Genomic DNA, 22867 nt, shown 5'->3' with positions numbered 1-22867 from the left:
CTCAAAAACCTACCTATTTACCGTCCCGGTCTTTCTCCCCTGTCCAGGGGTCTAGAAATTGGCATGGCTCATGGGTATTTTATCTTTGGTCCGTTTGCCAAATTAGGACCGTTGCGGGATTCACAGACGGCAAACTTAGCTGGTGTAACAGCAGCTATTGCTCTGATTGTAATCGCCACCATCGGCCTATCAATCTACGGTACAGTCACCTTTAAAAAAGAGCTAAAAACTTTACCTCGACCCACATTCGTTACCAGGGTACCCGAGGTACCAGAAACTATCCAAACTGCTGACGGCTGGAGTCAGTTTGCTGGAGCTTTTCTAGTTGGTGGCGCTGGAGGAGCGATTTTTGCCTATCTGCTGGTCAATAACTTCAGTATGATTCAGGGCATGATGGGTTGAATTAGTTGCTAAAAAGTTTCAACAAATGCTAGAGTAATTAATGGAGCATTCTATAGGCTTCTTAAAACAGGAGCTGTCTGGGGCTAGGAAGCCATGTCAACCCTAACCCCATTATCTCTTTTCCCTAGCTTAGATATAACTAACCGTTCATCCCTCCCATAGTGACAGCCAGGTTAAGTGCAACCTTGACCGAAACTATGGCAACAGACAATAATCCCTCCTTTTGGTCTCAATTTATTGATAAATATTATTGATAAATTTTCAACGACCTAGAAGGCGTTAATAAAGACGGATGCCATAACCAAGATAAATGTCTCCACCTGCCACTGGCATTTACTACTATTGCTGCCACTGTCGGCAACAGATGCCAATGCTGGAGGAAACCATACTGACTGAGTCAGTCCCCTGTGGGGATAAGAATCTAATCAACATCAATCAGGAGTAAATAAAAATGTCAAAAATTGGTCTTTTCGTCGGTTCTCAAACCGGTAAAACAGAGGCGGCAGCTGAAGAAATTCAAGAAGGACTTGGCGGTGATGATGTCGTCACTATCCATAAAATAGAAGAGGCTGAAAATAGCGATTTTGAAAAGTACGAAAATCTCATCATCGGCTGTCCTACTTGGGATATTGGGGAATTACAAGCTGACTGGGATGGCTACTTTGAGGAGTTAGATAGTATCAACTTTAGTGGTAAGAAAGTCGCCTATTTTGGGACTGGAGACCAGGAGGGCTATCCTGATAACTTTATGGATGCCATTGGTATTCTAGAAGCAAAAATTTCCGAACTGGGGGGTACCACAGTTGGACAATGGCCGAAGACTGATGAGTACGAGTTTAATGAATCAAAAGCTCTCAAAAATGGTAAGTTTATTGGTCTTGCCCTCGATGACGATAACCAGTCTGAACTGACGGAAAAACGGATAAAAACTTGGGTAACCCAACTCAAACAAGAGTTTGGAGTTTAGTTTTTACAACCGTTGTAAGCTGCTTTGCATTTAAATTGGGTATTTTCCAATTAGGAAAAAACCTGAGGTGCGCTTTCCGTAGGCGAATTAAATTCGCCACGGGTCGCACCTGAAAACCGTCTATTTTTTATAAAGCTAGCTACGTTGACCGTTGACTATTGACCACTTACATTTGAGCGTTAACGGTCAACATTAATGACTTTCAAACATATAATAAAATGCTTCACCCCTATTGAATATTTGTGATTATAAAATTGCTATAGGGATCCGTGTAGGAATTATGATAATTTTTGCTCCCTACTCCCTACTCCCTACTCCCTACTCCCTACTCCCTACTCCCTACTCCCTACTCCCTACTCCCTTTGCTATATGTCTATTTTGCCTGAAATCCTTTGGTTGAATGTTAGTCCAAGTTTTCTACGTTTTGATCAGCCTTTAATTCGTTATTTGTCTAAACAAAAGCGAATTGGCCAGTGGGAGTATCGCCAAAACCAAGATGAACCAACGTCTCTTGATATCGCCCTGACCTTACTTCATGACTATCTCAAAGCCTCAGATCATCCTATCCATCTGGTGGGTCACAGCACTGCTGGTTTGGTAGGACTACTCTATAGCCGTAAATATCCTGAAAAAGTCAAGTCTTTAACTCTATTATCAGTAGGTGTTAATCCTGCAGTTGACTGGCAAGCCCACTACTATGTGCAGCTCCAACTTTTACCCTGCACTCGCCAAGTGTTGCTTAGCCAAATGGTTAAGAGCCTCTTTGGTCATCACAATCACCGTATTACGAAAGGTTTAGTAACCATCCTAGAGCAGGATTTAGCTTTTTCTCCCTCTCCTCATTCCCTATATAAACGGGTTAGTGTAGCACCAACAGCAGTGCAAGTACCATTAATGGTATGTGGTTGCAAAGATGACATTATTGTTGATTCTAATGCTTTGCAAGGATGGAAATCTTGGTTAAAAGAATGCGATCGCTTATGGGAATATCCCGAAGGGGGTCACTTTTGCCACTATTTCCATCCCAATCGAGTAGGAAGGCAAATCATCCGGTTTTGGGAATCCCTATCATCACCAGTCCCTGAGCCATTAGCAATTAGTACTTAGGTAAGCATTTAGCCATCAGCCATTAGCTGATAGCTGATAGCTGTTCGCGCAGCGTGCGCGTAGCGCATAGGCTGATGGCTGATAGCTGAAACTATCTGTAGCATCCATAAATTGAAATCTTATTAGTTAGTAGTTAAGCATGTTCGAGATACTTCTTTTTCAGGTTATTCAACATTTGGCAACGTTTCTGTGCTGCATAGCTGCTTGGACATTAATCGGAATAGCTTTATGGCGGATTAGGGTCACCTTTCAAGATGGTGTCGCTCATTTGAGACAATTACATCAAATTCCCTGTAGTCGCTGCGCTTTTTTTACTGGAGATTATCGCCTCAAGTGTACAGTACATCCGTCAAAGGCGCTAACAGAAGAGGCAATCAATTGTTATGACTATGAGGCAACTCTCAATCCTGCTAGGGTTAACTCACGACGGTGTAAGTGTAGTCATCAAGCTACTTCTAAAGTTGTGTGACGTTGAACCTCCCCACCCGTCGCAGGGATGGGGATTCCCAGGCACAACAACTATGTTGCTGTTAACTCCGTGGGCGTGACTTCCCCCCGCACCGGAGGTAGCTGAGTGGGGTCAATTCCCAGTTTTTTTAGACCCCGCATTTTGATGTTTATTGCCCCATTAACATTTCTAGTCATCATAGTGACCACAATTGGTACAGACAAACTTTTCTTTCTTTCTGTTACTTTTACTGACGTGATGGCATTTCGGGCATTTTTGAGACGTGTGCTTGGGATTTATTTTGACTACTGGTATGCCTGACTTCGCAGCCACGACCTCTACCTTTTTAACCAGTTCACCCCAAGCTGCATTAGATATTGATCTGTTTAAACCTCTTTTTGCCGACTGTCCATTGCGGACATATCCACCATTCTCATTAGGTCTAGGTTTACAGCGAGATTTCATTGCCTTTATATTAAGATCTTCAAGTACCAAGGCATCTGTATCTTTGACTAACTGATTAGCTACATCCCAATGATAGGCACTACGATTGTTTGCAATACGCTCATGAAGTGAGGCCACCCTAGAGTAAGACTTTCCTCTATTTTTAGAACCTTTTTTCTTTCGGCTAGCAGCCTTTTGTCTCAGTTTTAAGCGTCTTTATCTGCGTTTAAAAGACTTTTGTTTAGCTGGATTAGCTATTGTTTTACCATTAGAGATACTGACTAACTTGTTAATTCCTAGATCGCAGCCTTTGACTCTTAGAGGATTGATTTCGCTATTACTCCTTATCGGAGTAGTTGGAACTGACTTGTCTTCGATTTGAAGACTTACAAACCAACCGCGAGCCTTCCTCCGAACAGTGACTGATTTTAAAATAAAACCCTCAGGGATAGGGCGAGAATTGTAAAAACCCATCCATCCAATTCCTGGGAGATATATATTGTCCCCATCAAGCTTTACTTGACCAGGAGCATATTTGAAGCTCCTAAATCGTGACCTTCTTTTTGGTCTAGGGTATCCAGTTTATCCTTTAAAGAATTTAGCAAATGCAACATCCAATTGTCTTAGAGTTTGTTGCAATACAGTTGAATGAATTGATTTATACCAGGGTCTTTCTTTCTTGAGTATGGGAAGACTAGAACTTTGGGCTTCATAGGCACTTCGTCTTGGATTATTTCGACTTTTCTTCCAAGGGTAACCTACTGAATAATTTTTGCTGACTGAACAAGTTAATGGACACGCTTCTCCACCGCTTTTCAGATCACAATAATTGCCTAATCTAGGAGCTTTTGCTTGATTGTAAGAATCATTTCTGTCTCTAAGCAGGTAATTATACTGCGACCTCAACATGTCTAACCACCGATTCATTACGGCTTTTTGTCGTTGAGTGGGCTTGAGTTTGTAAGAGTATCCTAGTTGCATCTGTTCGACCTCTTTCAGTGCTAATCTAATTATAGACCCCCAAAATAATAATGTCAAGTAAATGAGTGAACAAATTAAAAGAAAAGTAGGAAGACCCAGATTACACGAGGAAGCTAAAAAAAGTTACAGCATCAAGGCCACTGAAACTGGTTGGCAAGGATTAAAAAGGCTGGCTGCTCGTTCGGGCTTAAGCCTTTCTGAATACTTAGAGTTCCTAGGGAGGACTGGGACTTTGCCTGATTGAGGGAAAAATTCATCCCCGGAGACGAAACCTTAGAATAGGGTCGCCTTTATGGTTGGTCGGCTATGAGCAAAAGGGTTAAAACTTTATTATTAAGGCGACCCTATTCTTACGGTAACTTTAAACCTTAAGAAGGATGGGGTATTCTTTTTCCCTGGCCTTTGGCCACGCTACGCGAACAAACTCCCTTTTTGATAATATGTTTGGCTCTGGCGCGCCAAAGGGGATTGACCTACGGTCACGCTATGCGAACGCAAGTTAGGTAACCGTAAGTTATCAGTTATCAGCTAATGGGCCATATCACAGGCTAGAAGCCTGTGCCACGCTACGCGAACAGTTTTTAAATAAGCGCACCTAAGCGGTCTTGGGGGTTTCCCCCAAGACCGCGCTGCATTAAGACAACAACTAAGCATTGATTTAATCTTTTTTACGTCTGCATTTCAAGTAGAGAATGGCTGACCGCTGACCGCTGTTCGGGTAGCGTGAGCTAAAAGCTCACGGCTGACAACAGCTTCAGTTTTCCAGCAGGTTTCTGGTTCCATAAGAATTGGGCTTTTAATAATAAACTTTATTGATAAATAGCTAAAAAACAAAAATCAGATCACCACCCTAGTGATCTGATTGGCTGTTGGTTTACCATAAGGAGGACTAGCTTCCTGTCTAGAGAAGAAACCCTGGCTCTGTGTCTCGTCTAGATGGCAACTTACATTTTTAGTATACCACTTAATGCTAAAAATTAGCAACTAGTTTTTCAAAGAAATTATGACGAAGGCTCTGTCGTTGGATTGTCTTGGGATTTTGACAGTTTATCTAAGTACTTAATCTGAGTACTCATTAATACACTGCCAGAACGGGCTTGGACAGCATGCCACAAGTGCCCCCCTAAGAACAAGAGTCCCAAGAAAAACTGAACATTTGCTGCTACCAGACGGTTAGAACCGTAAAATTCAGTGGGAAAGACCGTAGTGTTGTTAGCAACAAAAGCAGCAGACACAAAAGCCATAAACGCTAGAGACCCTAAACTGTAGGAGAGGATTGCTTCTCCTTCAATCTGGAGGGCACTCCTAGCCCAGTTAAATGGAGTGGAGACAATATGCCAAATCCCGCCACCAATACACATCATCCCAATCCAAATATGACCACCAATGACATCCTCTAAATTATTGACAGCTGCCATTCCAAGAGGATTCCAAACCCCATCGACAATGCCAAAGAGATAACCAAAGATAGTCACTGGGTTAAGAGTTGGGCTGGTAATGATACGTACATTGCCGACAGCAGCGTCATAAATGCCACCAAAAACCATTGCCTTGGCTACCAGCAACAACGCACCCACACCTAGGAAAATCAGATGATGTCCTAAAATAAAGCTGAGCTTCTTGGGGTCAGTCCATTCATAGTGGAATTTAGGGGCGCGTCCAGTGCCATCTTTCAAATTTGCAACACCACTAAAAACATGAAATAGACCACCTGCACCCAAAACAGCGGATGCAGCTAGATGCAAAATGCCAATCACAAAATAGGGATAGGTATCTGTGACCACACCACCGGGTGCGACACCCCAGCCTAAAGTGGCTAAGTGGGGTAACAAGGTTAATCCTTGCTCGGACATCGGCTGACCAGGGACAAGCTGGGAAATTTCCGCTATGGTAGTTGCGCCTGCCCAGAACATAATCAAACCAGCGTGAGCAATATGAGCTCCTAATAATTGACCGGATAAGTCCCTAAGACGGGCATTACCAAGCAACCAATCCGGATTAGTTCGTGATGGAATACTATTTGTTGTCATGAAAACCGAGTATATCTCTATCTAAAACATAAATTTGGTAGAGTGCTACTCAGCAGCCCAGGAAATTTTTGGTTTAGTAGGTGTTAGATTGATTGGACAGCACCTAACACCTACTATCTAGAGAGGGCTGCTTTTTACTAGCTGATTAATTCAAGCCTTCCTCAAATTTCTTAAAGTCAACGCCGATGGAACGCAATGCATGCCATAGGTGACCTTGAAGAAAGAAGAAAGCTAGGAAGAAGTGGGCATTGGCCAACCAGCAGCGAGGAGTGTGGGCACCCAAAGGCAACTCAATAGTGTCTGCAAAATATGGCGAAACACCAAGCTTGACCTCTAAGGCAGGACCATAGAATTCGACGGGATAGGCTAGGGTATTAACTGCGCAGAAGTAAGCTGCTACAAATCCTGCCAGAGCAATACCGCCGAGAGAGTAGGAAAGAACCGCTTCTCCCTCGAAGCTTACGAGATTCTTTGCCCACTTCATTGGTGGTATTAGGATGTGCCAAATACCACCACCAACGAGTAGCAAACCAACATAGATGTGACCGCCTACCAAGTCTTCTAAGTTATCCACCGAGGCAAAATGGGTTTGATAGCCATAGATTGCCAATGGATTAAGATTTGGGCTGGTAACGAGCCTGACATCATGAATGGTGGCATCGTATAGTCCGCCAAAGTACATGGCTTTCGCGGCCAATAACAGAGCGCCTACTCCTAGAAAAATGAGATGATGCCCAAGAATAAAGCCTAACTTCTTAGGGTCATTCCATTCAAAGTGGAATTTAGCGGCACGACCGCCAGCATCTTTCAATTGTGCTGGACCTTTAGCGGAATGGAACAGAGCACCCGCTCCCAGAACAGCCGAGGAGATCAGGTGTAGAGCGCCAACAACAAAATAGGGGTAAGTATCCACTATCTGACCGCCTGAGCCTACACCCCAGCCCAAAGTAGCTAAGTGGGGCAGCAGAATCAGCCCCTGCTCACCCATGGGCAGGGTGGGATCATACCAAGAAATTTCAAACAGAGTAAATGCTCCAGCCCAAAAAACGATCAGGGCTGCTTGGCCGACATGAGCAGCTACGAATTTGCCAGACAAGTTGGCTAGGCGGGCGTTACCAGCCCACCAGTCATATTTAACCTCGGGATTACCGTATGTTTGCATACTCGATCCTTACTCGATCCTTAATTGCTTCATTGTTTCACCACCTCCTGTTTAGGGTTGAGGTGAAATCACATGAATCGATTGTGCAGCATTAGGGAGCCAATTTAAACTTAGTTGCAATATTTTTTAACATTTATTGCAACTAATTATCATTTTTTAGATTCATTAATTCTATGAAAGTCTTGTATATCAAAAGTTACAGCTATTTATGCTAATCCCAAGTTACCCAAAATTGTTGTCAACACCTCTCATCAGTTTTTATTTGATAAATAAGTTTTATCATTAGTTTTTCTAATAGTTGCGGAAAATGCTGTCAAAATGAGAACATCTACTGGTGTCATTCAGCTCAAACTTGACTTATATATCTGAGAGATATATGAAATCGTACAATTTAAATATGATTTAATAAGACTTAGGTATCGGCCACCATATGCACTACCTGTAGTAATTTTATCTCCAGATAACCGCTATATTTATGGTTTAGTCACGTACGGAAGCGTCAGTCCTTCTTGATTTAATCCCCGATGGCTATAACCACCCTTATCGGTTTAATGTGATCAGAAATTCTATAATAGACCCTTTGGTAACACTTGAAAAATTTTAGCAATACTGATAATGTCTATCCTAAGACATCTTCTCTTATGTCTGATAACGAGCCAGAATCGCGGCAGAGATTACATTTATTACTCTCTGCCGCGCTTTTTGCTGGTCGTTGACCGGAATAGGCATGATCGTCTTAGGCCAATGGTATTAGGCATGAGTAGGATTAAGGGCAAAAACCATGAACTCAAAACCCAACAGCTAACACTGTGCCACCGTGCCACCGTTCCCTAAACTTCGAAACCAACGGGTATTTCTAAAACCTTTGCTGCTCTGACCAACGCTCTACGGAACCGATAGCCGACGTCCACAATATCTTTTCGCTGACTAATGTCGAGAGAACTATAGGGTTGAGCTGCGACTTCGCCCTGGGTGAAGTAAGGTTTAAGCTTGCCTTTTGCTGCTTTATAAGCTGCCTTAACCTCTTCATTGACACTGGGGTCTTTGTCTGCCACTTTTGCTGAATAGGGAGCATACTGGCTGAAAATTCCGATCCAGTTATCTGAGAAGATTAACAGGCTCTGATCCGACCAAGTTTCTTCTTCGCCACAAATCTTCTTGGCTACTACTTCTGTCGCCAAAGCAATCATCCCCTCAAAGTTCAAGGTGGAATTGAAGTTCTGCCGCTGATCTAAATCTTTGATTAGGGTTTTGACGCTCTCGACTAACTCTTTAGCATAAGGGAGCGCTGCTTTGACGTTCCCTTCCCGGTACAAGAGAACTTCGATCCGGTGAAATCCCTTAAATTCTGGGTTATCCTCCCCACCATCAAAAGCAGAGGGGCGAGCATCAATATCCCGGTCAGTTTCTTCAAAGCTGGCTGCGTAGGTTTCAATTTGCTCGTAAGGAGGACGGGCTTTGACATAGGCGTCTTTGGCATTTTCCAAATTGCCACTGCGAATTGCTTTCACTAAGTCTTCGACAAGGGGTAGCTGTACTTGAGCTTGTTGTCGGAAATACCTTAAGCCCTGATCAACCTCTGCAGCATAAGGATCCCTACCAGCTGCTGCAATTAACTCCTTGCTTGAACCAGGGCGAATTAGACTAGAAGCCGCTAGGGTGCCTAAACCACCCACAGCAGCAATTTGTAGTATTTTTCGTCGATTAATTGTCATGGGGTTAAACTTGAGAAAGATTCTTTTTTAGCTTCGATTATTATAGTAGACCTTGATCAACTTGATAAAAATATTTATCGATAAATTAAACCTTAAAGATGTGATGAAGAGATTGTGAAGAGGTGCTTAAGACACAAGTATCCCATACCACCCAAACAAAATGGCAAAAAAAAATTGGCAAGTCAGACTAGTGTCAATGATCCCAATTCTGGAAACTACGGCTACTCATCAATTTCATCTCCCGATCTCTCCATCTCCCGATCTCTCCATCTCCTCATCTCTTTATCTCCCCATCTCCCCATCTCCTCATCTCTTTATCTCCCCATCTCCCCATCTCCCCATCTCCTTATCTCCCGATCTCCCCACACCTCCCACACTTCCCACACCTCCCACACCTCCCACACTTCCCGTTTGACCCTGAGGTAAACAACCTACCCCTGTGGGCTACTCCCTGCTCCCTAAAAGCAACGCCTATCCTAATCAATCAGACGAAACACTTTCTTCTGCTTTTGAGCAGGTTGTTGTGATTGTTCTTGCTTAATTGTTTCTGGGTTGCTAGAAGGCTTCTGAGACTCTTTTGGCTCAGTTGATTGGCTAACTTTTGGTTTTTTCTCAAATACATTAACTCCTGCACCTTCTAACTCAATTACCCCTTCTGGAGACACCCTGGCGATCTTTCCACTCAAAGCCGCTACCCAATCAGCAAAGCTATCCATCTTTTCTACTTGCTTTTTGAGGGTCTTGCGATTAAGTTCTGCCTGAACGGTTATGCCATTGTCACCAGTTAGGAGTAAGGTAACTTTCTTGCCTTGCTCCGGTAAATTGGGTCTTTCGGTAAACTTGACGGTGATTTCGGGTTTTCTGCCTTGAATCATGATAACTTCATTGGGTTTAGTTTTAGGGCTTGGTTGAGGTTGATAGTCAGTTTTTTCTTCGGAGTAATGTGAATAGAAACTTGAGTCTTCTAGATTTACGTTAACTGGATGAGCTTCCTCTATGTGGAGTTCTTCCCCTACTCGTCTACAAAAAAATTCCCAAAAATCATCCTTTTCTGCTGGTTGTGGCAAAGAGCCCTGGAGTGTCAACAAAAAAGGCTGCCATGGATAAGTTTTGGCTTTTCCTCTAGGAGGCAGGTGATTGCGTTCTACATACACCACCACCGCTTCTGGCTTGACATCGTGAATTAAACCACGAACCCGAAACTGATCGACTCTTTCGTCACTGGGAGAATGACGTAGAGTAGTTTTCCCCTCTAGGGGAATAAATTTTTTGATTTGAATTTGAGCGAGTTTTCCTGCCTTGGTGATGCGGAAATATACTCGCCAAAGATAGACTTTTTTCTCACCAAAAGAGGGGTTGGTACTTAATTTATTCCACAAGGGTTGGTGCATATAGGCACTGAAGCTGATTCCTTGTTTGAGAACAAGAGTTCCTTTAACTGACCGATTAGGCTCTTGAGATGGGTTTGGGTCAAATCGCCCAAACAGATAGCCCAGAGCCGAAAACTCGGTTGGACGACTAGGAGGGGTAAAGGGGACAACAACTTCCATGGGATTGGGAATTAAGGAGCCATTATATTTTAGACTATCAAATCACGGCAATCAGATGGACTATACTGGTTGAGTTTTACTTCCGATAATTTTATAAGGCTGTGGAGATTGTTGTTGAATACCCATAATAAAAGTGTCGAGCCCGGGCGCGGGAAGTGTGGGAAGTGTGGGAAGTGTGGGGAGATGGGGAGATGGGGAGATGGGGAGATTTGTATTAAGGGTAATTATCTCGACATTACATTACTCCCTAAAGGGAAACCCTGGAAAGCAAGGAATCCCAGTGATTGAATCTGGCTAGAAATGGGGATCACGAGGGGGGCCATGGGCTCTGCCACGCCTTTGGCGTTCACACAGTTACTCGACTTTTTGGTAGTCAACCAGGATAACGTTGGCTCTACCAGCTTACCTAAATTTAGGTAGAATTTAATACATTTTTTTATCGTAGATTAAAATTGCTAAACTATAATATAATAATTAATTATCTAGCATTTTTCAACCAAGTGATAAATGCAATAACACAAACAAATATAGCAATTCTCATAGCTATGAGGTAAACAATTTATGGATTTTAGGGAACAGGGAACAGGGAACAGGGAACAGAGAAGAGAGAAGAGGGAATAGGGAATAGGGAATAGGGATGGGTTGCATCAAGACAGGGAATCAACGTCAAAGAAGACTGTACCTCATAACTGTGATAAACGCTATAAAACAGTATCATCACCACCCATGATCATATGATCAGATTAGGTTTGATTCCAACACTTTTATTACTCCCTTCTCAAGGGAATTAATAAGCGCCCATGTCAAGTTTTATCAAGTCAATCACCGTAGAGATTCCCTCTTTAGTTTTCAAATTCGTAAACACAAAGGGTTTATCTCCTCGCATCTTTTTAGCATCCCGTTCCATCACCCCTAAATCTGCTCCCACCTGAGGTGCCAGGTCAATTTTGTTAATCACCAGCAAGTCAGACTTGGTGATTCCTGGTCCTCCTTTACGAGGAATCTTATCCCCAGCAGCCACATCAATAACGTAGATCGTGAAATCTACTAGTTCTGGACTGAAGGTTGCTGCTAGGTTATCCCCTCCACTTTCTAGGAACACCAAGTCTAAATCAGTAAACCGATTTTCCAACTGTTCAATGGCTGCCAAGTTCATGGAGGCATCTTCCCGAATGGCAGTATGGGGACAACCCCCCGTTTCCACACCCAGAATGCGATCGCTTTCTAGAGCCTGACTCCTAACTAAAAACTGGGCATCTTCCTGAGTATATATATCATTGGTGACCACAGCGATTTGATAAGAGTCTCGCAGGGCTTTACACAATGCATCTAATAGAGCAGTTTTCCCTGAACCAACTGGACCAGCAATACCAACACGAAAAGTACTCATGTTAACTAACTTAGAGTTAATTTTAATAGTGTAGTTGATTTATGATCATTAGCCATAAAAAAATTGTTAATTGCTACAAGTTAACAATTAACAAATGGTAATTGGTAAGTTTAGATTTTTATTATAGCCTTTTCTAGTGACGATTAAGGAGTCAAGGCACCGACTTGCTGTAAATCCAAAAGAAAAATTTTCTGAGTAGATGCTTCGTTTGATATAACAGCTGCATGAGATATCATCTCCAGAACACTGGCCTGACGGTAAGACTTCGGGATAGGTCGCATCATGTCTTGGGGTAACTCCACCAAATTAGGCAGATCATCCACAAAAATTCCCCAAAGTTCGGAGTCCCTAGGACGAATAATCACTAAGAACCTTTGGTTAGGGCTTCGGTGAGGTAAACTACCATCCCCCAACTGCTGATGTAAATCCCAAACTTTAATGGTATGCTTGCCTAGCTGAACTAATCCCATGGTTTTCATATCCCGGCTGATTTCCGTGGTATAATTAACCACTTTCATAACATCCATAATCGGGAGACATAGGGAATAATCAGCAATTTTAAAAACCATTAATTTTTCTAGTTTTGAATCGTCCATCGCCTTTATTTTATAGTGATTAGTGTTTAGTGATTAGTGTTTAGTGCTGAGTAGTTATAGGGAGATTTTTAGGATTTTTGAAACTACCAATTCACCAGGAGCAATGATCAATTACTAATTACCAAAGAATTGCAGGATATAGCGTTGATCATACTTATGAGCTACAGCCAATTTTATTCCCCCGACTCCCGACTCCCGACTCCCGACTCCCTACTCCCTACTCCCTACTCCCTACTCCCTTATTAACGGTTAAATGGGCTCAACAACATCGGTTACTGTTGTCAACAATTTGTGTTCCAAATAGGGCTTAGTGATATAAGCCTTTGCCCCCAACTGTGCAGCAATCAAGCGGTGTTTATCGTTACTGCGGGATGTGAGGATGACTACAGGAATATCTACCAAAGCTGGGTCTTGCTGACAGTGTTTGAGAAACTCAAACCCATTCATGCGAGGCATCTCAATATCACAGATCACTAACTGTATGTCTGTCTGATGCTGTAGTTGCTCAATCCCTTCATAACCATCCTGGGCTTGAAACACTTGATAGCCATTTTTCTGTAAGGTCATGGCTAGAGTTTGGCGCAGGGTGATCGAGTCATCTACCAGGAGTACCTTTGGCTTACGTCTGACCCAGAACGGTTCAACCGTTGAAGGTGGAAGCTGCTTTCGCGAAAGGGTTTCCATCGGTTGGGTGGCTTGGTCATAGCTTTTGCTTTCAACTTTCAATGTGCTAACCTGTAACCTTTGACTGCCATCGGTCTGTTGCTCAGACAGGTACTGGATCAATTCAGTCCCATCCAGCACCAATGTCAACCGACCATCGGCCAGAATACTGCCCCCATTGACATAGGGGGGTGGCACAATCATTGTCCCCAAAGGACGAATCACCAACTCCTGGTCTCCCAACAGTTGGTCTACTTCCAGACCGACAAGCTGATCCTGGTAATGGATCAGAATGATTGGTCTAATCGTCTGAAGAGGAACAACAGGTTGATGGGGATGGGTTACTGAGAATGGATTTGCCACAGAGGAATAATCTAGGACTTGCCCAAGTTGGTAGACTTTAACCAGTTGCTGATCAGTCCCGGTACCCAAGTGGAGAACTTTGCCATCTTCCCAACTTCGGAGCTGGTGTTCCTCAGGAATAATAATTTGCTCGACTTGATCAGTAATCAAACCATAAACTTGCTTCCCAGCCTGGCACAGAAGTAATTTATCTATGGTTAAACTCAAGGGAATTTGTAGTCTAAATCTGCTGCCTTGGTCCGGAGAAGAATCAACCTGGACGGAACCCCTCAGAGCTTTGACCTGGTTTAGGACAACATCAAGACCAACACCACGTCCAGAGAGGTTATTCACCCCAGAGACAGTGGAAAAGCCTGGTTCAAACAACAAATTCCTCAGCTGAGCCTCACTGAGATTATTACTCTGTTCAAAGTCTATCAGTTCACGTTCTACTGCTAGTTGGCGAATCCGTTCAAAATTCAACCCTGGCCCGTCATCAAAAACTTCAATCACCAAATATCTGCCCCGATGGCAAGCACTGATTTCAATTAATCCCTTTTCTGGTTTGCCCTGTTGTTGCCGTACAGCAGGAGTCTCAATGCCGTGGTCAAAAGCATTACGCACAAGATGCAGCAGGGGGTCGTACAACTTCTGGGCAACAACTTTATCCACTAAAACATCATTACCAGAGATTTTTAGCTCTACCAGCTTATGGTGGGAAGCTGACAACTGCTTGAGGACAGGGGGGAAACGACTAAATATTTCCCCTAAAGGCAACATCCGGGCGTCCATCAAGACATCACGATGGTTGGTTAACAACCGACGTTGTTGTTCGAGAGTTTTACTGGATTGGGTGCTGAACAGCTCAATGTCATGGGCAGCTTCTGTTAATTGAATAGCATCTTCTAGAACTGACTGGATCAGAAGCTCGGGTGCGCTATAACGTTTTAGTTCCAGGTCATCGAAATAGTCGGTATGTTGTTCGCGTAGCGTGGCCTTTTGGCCAAGGTTAGTTGGTTGAAAGTTGCTATGTTGAAAGTTGCTATGTTGAAAGTTGCTATGTTGAAAGTTGGCAGGTTGAGAGCGTAGCGTGGCCTTTTGGCCAAGGTTGGCCGTAGGATTGGGGTTGGTAGCAAAGTGTTCCTTTAAACCTTCAACCTTCAACTTGCTAAGCTGCAACGTTTTTTCTGCCCAAGGGTAGGAATAAAAACTAAGATTTGGGTCGGTAGCTTTGTTTTTGTTTAAACCTTCAACATTCAACTTGCTAACTTGCAACCTTTGCCTAATCTGCTTTTGTTGGGTCAAAATAAACAGGCGGTCGTACCAATCTTGGAGTTGCTCTAGAACTTGCTGATGTTGGTCGATACGATCAAGGAGTACTCGCACTGCAGCCAGCAGTTGTTCATTTTCGAGCAACTGGCGGTTTTGGTTGGTTAGTAATTCCCCAATTGTGTAATTCAGGTATTCTAGATGCTCAATATTTATCCGCACAGTACCAGATAGATCCCTAGATGATGGCGTGCTGGGATGTTGGTTGGAGGGAGTTATGGCGAGATGGGAAGAGTTTAGAGGGGCATTTCTAGCATTGCCTATGGGCGGGATGATCTCGTCTGTGATAATTTCGGGATCTTGTCGTTGTTCTTTTTTTTGATTATCTGCATCAATCATCCCCATGTTGTGCAAAACAAAATTTTTTTCTGTGGCGATTTCTTGATCAGGTGAGGCTATCTCTCCATGCAAGACATCTATCTCTGTTTGCTCCGACCTCTGCAACTTTCTACTTTGATCAAAGGTTTGCTGATCTAGTGTAGTTGATCCTCCCCAGATCATTTCCACAAGCTGGGACCGTTTCCTTGTTTTAGATTCTGGATCAGTAACGGAAGAATTATTAACAACACCTTCTACTTCTTCTAGTCCGGGCTCAACTCGATTAAGGTCTTGTTCTTTTCCGTTGCCGAAGACAGAAGATTGATTTTGAATTGTGAATTGTGAATTTTGACTTGAAGACCTAAGGTCAGCTAGTTGTTGCAGAGCTATAGAAGGTTGACCACCTTGAGTCCTATCCCCTTCTAGCACCGCTGCTTGTGCTGCAACGAAATCACACAAAGCGGTCTTGGCAATGGTGACCACCTGATCGGGATGGTTGTCTAGGGCTGCGATCGCATTTTTGGCAATAGCGGCAAACCCTGGTAAATTAAGGGATTCCCCTAACCCCAAGAAAATGTCTGCTTGGTGGCGAACTGTGATGCTGATTTCACTGGGATTGTCATTATTTAGGGCAGCTTGGATTACGTCTAAGCCTTGGCTAACCCCCACTTCAAAAATGGACTGGGTGACGTCGAAGCCCAATTCTAGTGAGGTGGGCAGATGGGATTCGTGACCAAAACAGTCCCCCAGCTTCTCTTGGAGTTGGGCAACAACAGCAGCAGTTCGATTTTTGATTTCGGTGTCATCGATTTGCCCCCCTGTGAGTTCAGCGGTCAGAGGTAGGCGCAGACACTCATAAGCTTGAAACAGTAAGGCTTCAATTTCTGGATCAATGGACAAGTCGGGGTTAAACAGAGCTTTAAAAACATCCTCCAAGGAGTGAGCTACAGTGGCGATTGTTTCCAACCCAATGCTAGCTGCTGCGCCTTTGAGGGTATGGGTAGTCCGCATCAAGTTGTTGACTTTATTGATGCTATAGTTTTCTGACAAACTCAGCAAATCCTCTTCCAAGACTTGCAGCAGTTCCGGTGCTTCCTGGAGAAAGTAGCGATAGCTTTGCTCACGAATTTTCGGGTCATTAGTCATTAGAGCAGTTGTCAATTGGGTGAGGATTTTATTCTTAGGGAGTAGGGAGTAGGGAGTAGGGAGTAGGGAGTAGGGAATCGGGAATCGGGAATCGGGAATCGGGAATCGGGAATCGGGATAAAATCAAAAAATTATCTCTACCTGATTATACTAAAAAATGCTCGTATTATTAGTGATTTTTTATTAAAACTAGCAAAATTTTATTGAATAAAAATTTTGCTAGTTTTAATAAAAATTTTGTGCATTGAAAATGTCTATAGCCTGAAATCAAATAAAAAAGATATATCCCAGTCCCCTTTAGCATGCATGCAAAAGGCATGCTAAAACGCATTTAAAATGAATTTTAGCAAGGCAAATGACTACTCAACCTTGAACTGGTCAGCACTGGCTTGAAGATTCTGAGCCATGGCTAGGAGTTCTTGGAAAGACGTAGAAATTTCCATGGCATCCTCAGAAGTTTTGTTGGCAATTCCTGCAACTTCAGTCATGGTTTGGGTCACGGATTGGAACTCTTCGGTCTGTACCTGGGTGGCTTGGGTAATACCCTCTACAAGCTGGCTGATTTGGCTGGTGGCTTCAACAATGGCATTGAGAGTGAGACGGGTATCTTGTACCATTGCGGTTCCTTGGGCAACCTGTTGAATACCTTTATCCATGGCTGTAGAAACCTCAGCGGTACTCTTCTGGATCTCCTGCACCAACTGCTCGATCTCAGTGGTGGCTTCCGCTGACTGACGGGCTAGAGAACGTACTTCATCGGCAACAACTACAAAACCCCGTCCATACTCACCAGCCCTTGTAGCTTCAATGGCTGCATTCAACGCTAGCAATTGGGTCTGATTCGTAAAGTTGCTAATCAGGTTTACCACCCTCGAAACCTTCTGGGACGATTCGCTCAGGCGCTTGAGCCGTTTGCTGGTTTCTGCCACTGTCTCCCGGATTTCGAGAATTCCATCTACGGTACGGTTCATGGCGGCATCCCCTGCTTGGAGGGTTTGGTTAGCGGTTTGGACTGCTACTTCTACCTGTTGAGCACTCTCACCTACAGCTTCTGTAGAATTAACCATGGTCTGGATGTTCTCTAAGGCTTGACCGAGAGCCATAAATTGCTGCTGGGCTTGGGCTGTGAGCTTGGCAATGGAGGATTCCCTGTCAACAGACGTTTGGGCAACTTTCCTGGAAGCTTGCTGGACTTGAGTCACAATCCGGCGCAGGCTTTGTAAGGTGTTGTTGTAGGCATCAGCAATGGTACCTACTTCATTGTTGGTTACCGGAGCTCGGACGGTGAGGTCTCCTTCTAGAGCTGGTCGCACTGCTGAGAGCAACTGCATTACCTCCCGCTGTACTGCTTCTTTGTCGGCTTTCTCCCGTTGTGCGGCATCGGTCAGCTGCTGGGACTGGTTTTGGATTTGTGCGAGATACTCAGCCTGTTGCAGGGCTGCCCCTACTTGCACCGCAATCTGAGCCAGGGCGTTGAGTTCAAACTCTTGCCAGTCACGAGGACCAGTATTTTGGTAGGTACCCAGTAAACCCCATAAGGTTCCTTGTATAAAAATCGGTGCCAGCATATAAGCCTTAACCTCATATTGCTCTAAGGTTTCTAGGTAACCGTCAGAATAACCAAAGGTGTAAATGTCATCAACGGCCACGCTTTCACGATTGCGATACCGACCTCCCTGGGTGTCTTGTAGATAAGTATCGGGCCAGAAGGCTTTGATATCTGCTCCCACCCATGCTAACCAACCAGTTGCAACTGCCTCAGCCACAAACTGACCAGTCCAATCAGGATTGAAGTGATAGAGGGCTACGCGATCGCATTTGAGCAGCTGCCGGATTTCTTGGGTTGTGATACGATAGATTGTATTTACATCCCGAGACTGAAACAGCTTACCAACTATTTTGGTTACCCCCTGAGCAATTTGAGCCGCTTTGGTGAGTTGGGTAGATTGGGCTCGTAACTGATCTAGGTAATGGGATCGCTGCAAGGCTAATCCCAGGGAATTACTAATTTGGAGCATGAGGGTGACATCGGTATCTTGCCACTGACGGGGTCCCGTATTTTGGTAAGCCGCCAGCAGCCCCCAGAGCTTGTCACTTTGGAAAATTGGCATAATCAGATATGCCCTGGCTTGGTATTGTTCCAGAGTGTTGATGTAGCAGGGAGCGAAACCCATGGCATAGATGTCATCAACCTTCTTGAAGCGGTCACCTCGGGCGAACTCTCCACCCTGGGTTTCTTGCAAGCAGGTATCAACATTAGACAGAGAATTAACACTCAGGGCTGTAACTTGGCAGCGCTCATAAGCCGTTGTATCCACCTTCAGGCGGTCGTCTCTTTCTTGTTCAGTGATTAGGGAAATCCAGCCAGGGGCAACCGATTCAGCCACAAACTCACCACTCCAGTCGGAGTTGAAGCGATAGATTACTACCCGGTCAGCTCCCAACACTTGCCGCAACTCTTTGGTAATACTCTGGAAGATACTATAAACATCTACAGACTGGGACAAATGGTTGCTAAGGCTTGCTACTACTCGCTCCCGCACAGCAGCTTGGGCAAGCTGGTGAGATTTGGCCTCCACTTGATCCAGGTAGCTCAATTGCTGTAGCGCTACCCCAAAGTGCAGGGCAATCTGCTTGGCAAAATCAATCTCATACTCCTGCCATTGACGGGGCTTACTGCATTGGTGAATGCACAACAATCCCCACAAATCAGGTGCAAGAAGTAGGGGCACAACCAGATTAGCCCGGACTTGGAACTGAGCCAGCAGCTCAATATGGCAATCGCTTAAACCCGCATTGTAGACATCAGCAACTGCTTGCACACGTCCTTCGGTGTAGTGAGGGGCATACTGTTCACCAAAGCAGTGGTCGTTAACTTTGATTCCTAGCATGGCATGGTAGCCTGATGCCACATCCTCAGATACCAATTCCCCATCATCAAAGCCAGAGTTAGGGTAAAACTTAAATACACCCACCCGGTCAACCTGAAGAAGCTTGCGCATTTCGATAGCGGTTGTCTTGAAAATGGTATCTAGGTTTCGAGACTGACGGATCTTGTTGATGATTCCAACTACCGCTCGCTCCATCCCTGCGATTTTAGCGACCTGGGTAGATTTGGCCTCGACTTGCGCCAGGTACTCTGTTTGTTGTAGGGCAACTTCAAAGTGTAGGGCAATCTGCTTGGCAAAATCAATCTCATACTCCTGCCATTGACGGGGCTTACTGCATTGGTGAATGCATAAAAATCCCCACAGTTCAAGCCCTTTACGCAATGGCACCACCAGGTTAGCCCGGACTTGAAACTGAGTTAGCAGCTCAATGTAGCAATCGCCAAGATCCCCATTGTAGATATCAGCAACTGCGTGTACTCGCCCTTCGACATAGTGCTGGGAATACTGTTGACTAAAGCAATGGTCGTGAACCTTCTTACCCAGGATCCCATCGTACCCATTGACCACATCTTCAGACACCAACTCTCCATCGTTATAATCGGAGTCAGGGTCAAAGCGAAACAGACCGACCCGGTCAGCCATCAGGAGCTTACGAATTTCTATGGTTGTGGTCTTGAAAATCGTCTCCAGTTTCCGAGATTGCCGGATTTTGTTGATGACTTTGACTGCTGATTTTTCTAGGTCTGCAGCCAATAGCAGTTGCTTGGATTTTGCTCGCAGTTGTTCAATATACTCCGTTTGCTGGAGGCCAACCCCAAATTGTCGGCCCATCTGAGCCAGTATACCCACCTCCATTTTCTGCCAGTGACGAGGGCCATTGTTCTGGTAAGCTGCGAGGAAACCCCAGAGGGTTTCCCCTTGCAGAATCGGTACAATCACATAAGCTTTAGCCTGAAATTGCTCTAACAGGTCTATGTGACATTGATCGTAACCAACCTTGTAAATGTCATCAATGGCTAAGGTTTCATTGTGGCGATACCGACCGCCTTCGGTTTCCTCCAAATAGGTATCGCGCCAGACTTTTTTAATACTCGGTTCAACTAACGGTATCCAACCGTGTGCCACATCTTCAGCCACAAACTCACCACTCCAGTCAGGATTGAAGCGATAAACAGCCACGCGATCGCACTTCAGCTGCTGCCGGATTTCTTGAGTAGCGGTCTGGAAAACACTGTTGATGTCGGAACTCTTAAGTATCTTATCAAGGAAGCGACTTGCTATGTGTTCCCCCTTAACCGCAATATCCAGTTGCTCCGATTTCTCCTGTAGCTGGGCTGTAATGTCCAATTGCTTGAGAATATTACTGAGACGGTCACTGACTAGTGACAGCAGCACGACGTCACTATCTTGCCAGCGCCGAGGGCGAGAGTTCTGGTAAACGGCAAATAAGCCCCAGAGGTGTTCACCATCAAAGATTGGGGCGATAATATAAGCATTGGTCTGGTATTTTTCTAAGGTTTCAATGTAGCACTGTGAAAAACCAGCGGCATAGATGTCGTCAACTCGCTCTACCTGCTTACGTTTGAAATAGCTGCCCCCTTGTGTCTGCTTTAAATAGGTATCGGTAGTAGGGCTGGCCACCGATCCGATTTGCTTGACCGTACAGCGCCTAGAGGAAAATAGATCTGGTGATGTCAGGTTAGGATTTTGCTTTTGGTCTTGGAGCAGGCTCACCCAACCCTCTGCAACTGACTCAGCCACAAATTCACCACTCCAGTCAGGATTGAAGCGATAAACCACTACCCGATCAGCCTTGAAAAACAGGCGCAGTTCGTGGCAAATGTTGCCCAGGGCAATATTGGGATCAGAAGACGGTGGAATTGTGCCCAAGATTTGAGCCAAGACCTTTTCCTGCTTCACCTGCTCTCGCCATCGGTTACTCAATTCCACTGGCTGTAGACTCAGCCTCAGTTCAGTAACAACTTGGTAGAGCAGACTAATGTCAGCTTCCTGCCATTCCCGGGAACCAGAACATTGCTGCACCACTAGTAAGCCCCACAATTGCCCTTCGATCAAAATCGGTAGACTTAAGCTGGCTTTGACCTGGAATCGTTCCAGTAGTTGGAGTTGAAAAGGACTAACAGCCCGGTCATTAATATCATTAAGGGCTATAACTTCCTGTTGCTCGTAGGCTGACCGATTCTCAGCCCCAAAAGCAATCACTGGTAGGTACTCCCCCTGACTGGGAGTATAGCCACCCACCATCGACTCAACTAGCACTGTACCCCGATTCTCGGACTGGAAGCGAAAAATCAAGGCTCGGTCTACCCGTAAACGCTGACTAACCTCAGTCACTGTGGTTCTCAACAGGGCATCACTAGTTTCTGCTTTGCGCATCTGGGTGGCCAGGTTGAATAACCACTGCCGCTCACCCTTGCAGTGTTGCTCAATATCCACGGCTAGGTGAAACTGAACCCCGGTAGGTGTCCCCTTGCCATTGCCATTACTCGATGATTGATTGAGTTGGGACTTAGAACTGAGTATTTCCTCAGATTGATCAAATTGTGGCATAGTTATAGTTTCGTTTTTTTCAACATCTGATAATGGTAAAATTGCCGACCATGATGGCAGTTCAGAGGCAATCGAGTCGGTAGTAACTCTTCCAATAGACTGTTCAATGGGCAGAGTTAGTGACCAGCTTGTCAAGCAGTCATAATTGGTTTGATGGGATTGATTTGGTTGATCAAAACTCATCATAATTGCCCTGATCAATTGCCAGATCTCGGAGGAGGCTAAGTCGAAAAACCTCAAGACTCTCCTCCCCAAGAGTCCCCTCGTTGATGTGTCTGCCATAGGGGACATTGAGTAATAGCCATGACATCCAAAACTGCACCGCCATCCCCAGGTAGGTACCCCAGGAGAAAAGGCAATAGCTTAGGAGGAAATAAACCAGGAGTCGGTGGCTGGAGTTGCTCCAATTCATGTAACTCAATATCATTAACATGGGATACCACCAGACCCAAAGACTGGTCATTGACCTGAACTACTATTGCCACAGGAGATACCGAAACTTGCCCAAGCTTCGACAGAGGTGGATAGCCAACCAGCTGGTTTAGGTCTACCAACCAGAGCATTTCTGAACGCCAATTACCAATTCCCAAAATGCAACTGGGCATTTCCGGCACCAGCAGAACCTCCGGCACATTCACCCTGATAATTTCTGTAATCTGCTCTAGGGGCAACAGAACACTGTCATCTTTTCCAAGAGGAAAACGCAGCAACCGCACTCGGGTTTCTGGGGTTAGTGGATCTAAGTTCAGTAGGTCAAGATTGGTTTGTGTTACCACTGGGTCAAGGGAGTTTAACATTACCTAATACCTAATACC

Annotated in this window: 20 protein-coding genes; 8 read left to right on the top strand and 12 right to left on the bottom strand. The window is 44.7% G+C overall.

Annotated features, from left to right (window positions below):
* The 5 genes from F6K57_RS01455 to F6K57_RS01435 form a co-directional block, all read left to right on the top strand.
* Nucleotides 1-402 (top strand): photosystem I reaction center subunit XI (locus F6K57_RS01455; protein ID WP_293064132.1); only part of this gene is annotated, 402 nt, incomplete at its 5' end.
* 310 nt (nt 403-712) lie between these two features.
* Entirely contained in the window at nt 713-847 is a 135-nt protein-coding gene (locus F6K57_RS01450) for a hypothetical protein (RefSeq protein WP_293064129.1), read from the top strand.
* A 6-nt stretch (nt 848-853) separates the two neighbouring features.
* Nucleotides 854-1369: a flavodoxin FldA gene (fldA, locus tag F6K57_RS01445; protein ID WP_293064126.1), complete on the top strand. Its 516-nt coding sequence runs from the start codon at nt 854-856 to the stop codon at nt 1367-1369.
* A 369-nt stretch (nt 1370-1738) separates the two neighbouring features.
* The gene (locus F6K57_RS01440; protein ID WP_293064123.1) at nt 1739-2476 is read left to right on the top strand and encodes an alpha/beta hydrolase; all 738 of its coding nucleotides are present in this window, start codon (nt 1739-1741) and stop codon (nt 2474-2476) included.
* Between the two features lie 139 nt (nt 2477-2615).
* Nucleotides 2616-2945: a hypothetical protein gene (locus tag F6K57_RS01435; RefSeq protein ID WP_293064120.1), complete on the top strand. Its 330-nt coding sequence runs from the start codon at nt 2616-2618 to the stop codon at nt 2943-2945.
* Between the two features lie 168 nt (nt 2946-3113).
* Here the strand turns inward: F6K57_RS01435 and F6K57_RS01430 are convergent, their stop codons facing one another.
* Nucleotides 3114-3572 carry a transposase gene (locus F6K57_RS01430; RefSeq protein WP_293022660.1) on the bottom strand — a complete coding sequence of 153 codons (459 nt, stop codon included), beginning with the start codon at nt 3570-3572 and terminating at the stop codon, nt 3114-3116.
* A gap of 378 nt (nt 3573-3950) precedes the next feature.
* A complete protein-coding gene (locus F6K57_RS41795; RefSeq protein WP_364300732.1) occupies nt 3951-4295 on the bottom strand; it encodes a transposase in 345 nt (114 codons plus the stop codon).
* Between the two features lie 115 nt (nt 4296-4410).
* Here F6K57_RS41795 and F6K57_RS01425 point away from each other — a divergent pair, with 115 nt between their 5' ends.
* Both F6K57_RS01425 and F6K57_RS01420 read left to right on the top strand, forming a co-directional pair.
* The gene (locus tag F6K57_RS01425; RefSeq protein ID WP_083304956.1) at nt 4411-4593 is read left to right on the top strand and encodes a hypothetical protein; all 183 of its coding nucleotides are present in this window, start codon (nt 4411-4413) and stop codon (nt 4591-4593) included.
* 133 nt (nt 4594-4726) lie between these two features.
* Complete coding sequence (locus F6K57_RS01420) at nt 4727-4852, top strand: hypothetical protein (protein WP_293022545.1); 126 nt, start codon at nt 4727-4729, stop codon at nt 4850-4852.
* 498 nt (nt 4853-5350) lie between these two features.
* On the opposite strand, the gene F6K57_RS01415 is transcribed toward F6K57_RS01420, so the two are convergent.
* The 4 genes from F6K57_RS01415 to F6K57_RS01400 all read right to left on the bottom strand — a co-directional run bounded on the left by F6K57_RS01415 (nt 5351) and on the right by F6K57_RS01400 (nt 10806).
* The gene (locus F6K57_RS01415; protein ID WP_293022542.1) at nt 5351-6379 is read right to left on the bottom strand and encodes a chlorophyll a/b binding light-harvesting protein; all 1029 of its coding nucleotides are present in this window, start codon (nt 6377-6379) and stop codon (nt 5351-5353) included.
* 145 nt (nt 6380-6524) lie between these two features.
* Nucleotides 6525-7541, bottom strand: coding sequence for a chlorophyll a/b binding light-harvesting protein (locus tag F6K57_RS01410; protein WP_293064115.1), 1017 nt, complete (start codon nt 7539-7541; stop codon nt 6525-6527).
* An 830-nt stretch (nt 7542-8371) separates the two neighbouring features.
* Nucleotides 8372-9256, bottom strand: coding sequence for an EfeM/EfeO family lipoprotein (locus F6K57_RS01405; RefSeq protein WP_293064112.1), 885 nt, complete (start codon nt 9254-9256; stop codon nt 8372-8374).
* Nucleotides 9257-9732: 476 nt separating this feature from the next.
* Nucleotides 9733-10806 (bottom strand): hypothetical protein, encoded by a 1074-nt coding sequence (locus F6K57_RS01400; RefSeq protein ID WP_293064109.1) that lies wholly within the window; start codon nt 10804-10806, stop codon nt 9733-9735.
* 133 nt (nt 10807-10939) lie between these two features.
* Between F6K57_RS01400 and F6K57_RS01395 the strand changes: the two genes are divergently transcribed.
* Nucleotides 10940-11104 carry a hypothetical protein gene (locus tag F6K57_RS01395; protein ID WP_293040410.1) on the top strand — a complete coding sequence of 55 codons (165 nt, stop codon included), beginning with the start codon at nt 10940-10942 and terminating at the stop codon, nt 11102-11104.
* A gap of 270 nt (nt 11105-11374) precedes the next feature.
* Here F6K57_RS01395 and F6K57_RS01390 read toward each other — a convergent pair whose 3' ends face one another.
* The 6 genes from F6K57_RS01390 to F6K57_RS01365 form a co-directional block, all read right to left on the bottom strand.
* Nucleotides 11375-11527, bottom strand: coding sequence for a hypothetical protein (locus F6K57_RS01390; protein ID WP_293023594.1), 153 nt, complete (start codon nt 11525-11527; stop codon nt 11375-11377).
* Between the two features lie 66 nt (nt 11528-11593).
* The gene (gene ureG, locus F6K57_RS01385) at nt 11594-12196 is read right to left on the bottom strand and encodes an urease accessory protein UreG (RefSeq protein ID WP_293023591.1); all 603 of its coding nucleotides are present in this window, start codon (nt 12194-12196) and stop codon (nt 11594-11596) included.
* A gap of 143 nt (nt 12197-12339) precedes the next feature.
* The gene (locus tag F6K57_RS01380) at nt 12340-12792 is read right to left on the bottom strand and encodes a chemotaxis protein CheW (protein WP_293064105.1); all 453 of its coding nucleotides are present in this window, start codon (nt 12790-12792) and stop codon (nt 12340-12342) included.
* A 249-nt stretch (nt 12793-13041) separates the two neighbouring features.
* Nucleotides 13042-16605 carry a hybrid sensor histidine kinase/response regulator gene (locus F6K57_RS01375; protein WP_293064102.1) on the bottom strand — a complete coding sequence of 1188 codons (3564 nt, stop codon included), beginning with the start codon at nt 16603-16605 and terminating at the stop codon, nt 13042-13044.
* 344 nt (nt 16606-16949) lie between these two features.
* Nucleotides 16950-22292, bottom strand: coding sequence for a GAF domain-containing protein (locus F6K57_RS01370; RefSeq protein WP_293064099.1), 5343 nt, complete (start codon nt 22290-22292; stop codon nt 16950-16952).
* Nucleotides 22289-22849, bottom strand: a complete 561-nt coding sequence (locus tag F6K57_RS01365; protein WP_293023578.1) for a chemotaxis protein CheW — start codon at nt 22847-22849, stop codon at nt 22289-22291. Before F6K57_RS01365 ends, F6K57_RS01370 begins: the two co-directional genes overlap by 4 nt.
* Nucleotides 22850-22867: the final 18 nt, after the last annotated feature.

Source organism: Moorena sp. SIO4A5, from assembly GCF_010672005.1.
Lineage (GTDB): Bacteria > Cyanobacteriota > Cyanobacteriia > Cyanobacteriales > Coleofasciculaceae > Moorena.
Note: the sequence above shows the minus strand (reverse complement) of the source record. Positions and strands in the feature narration are given on the sequence as shown.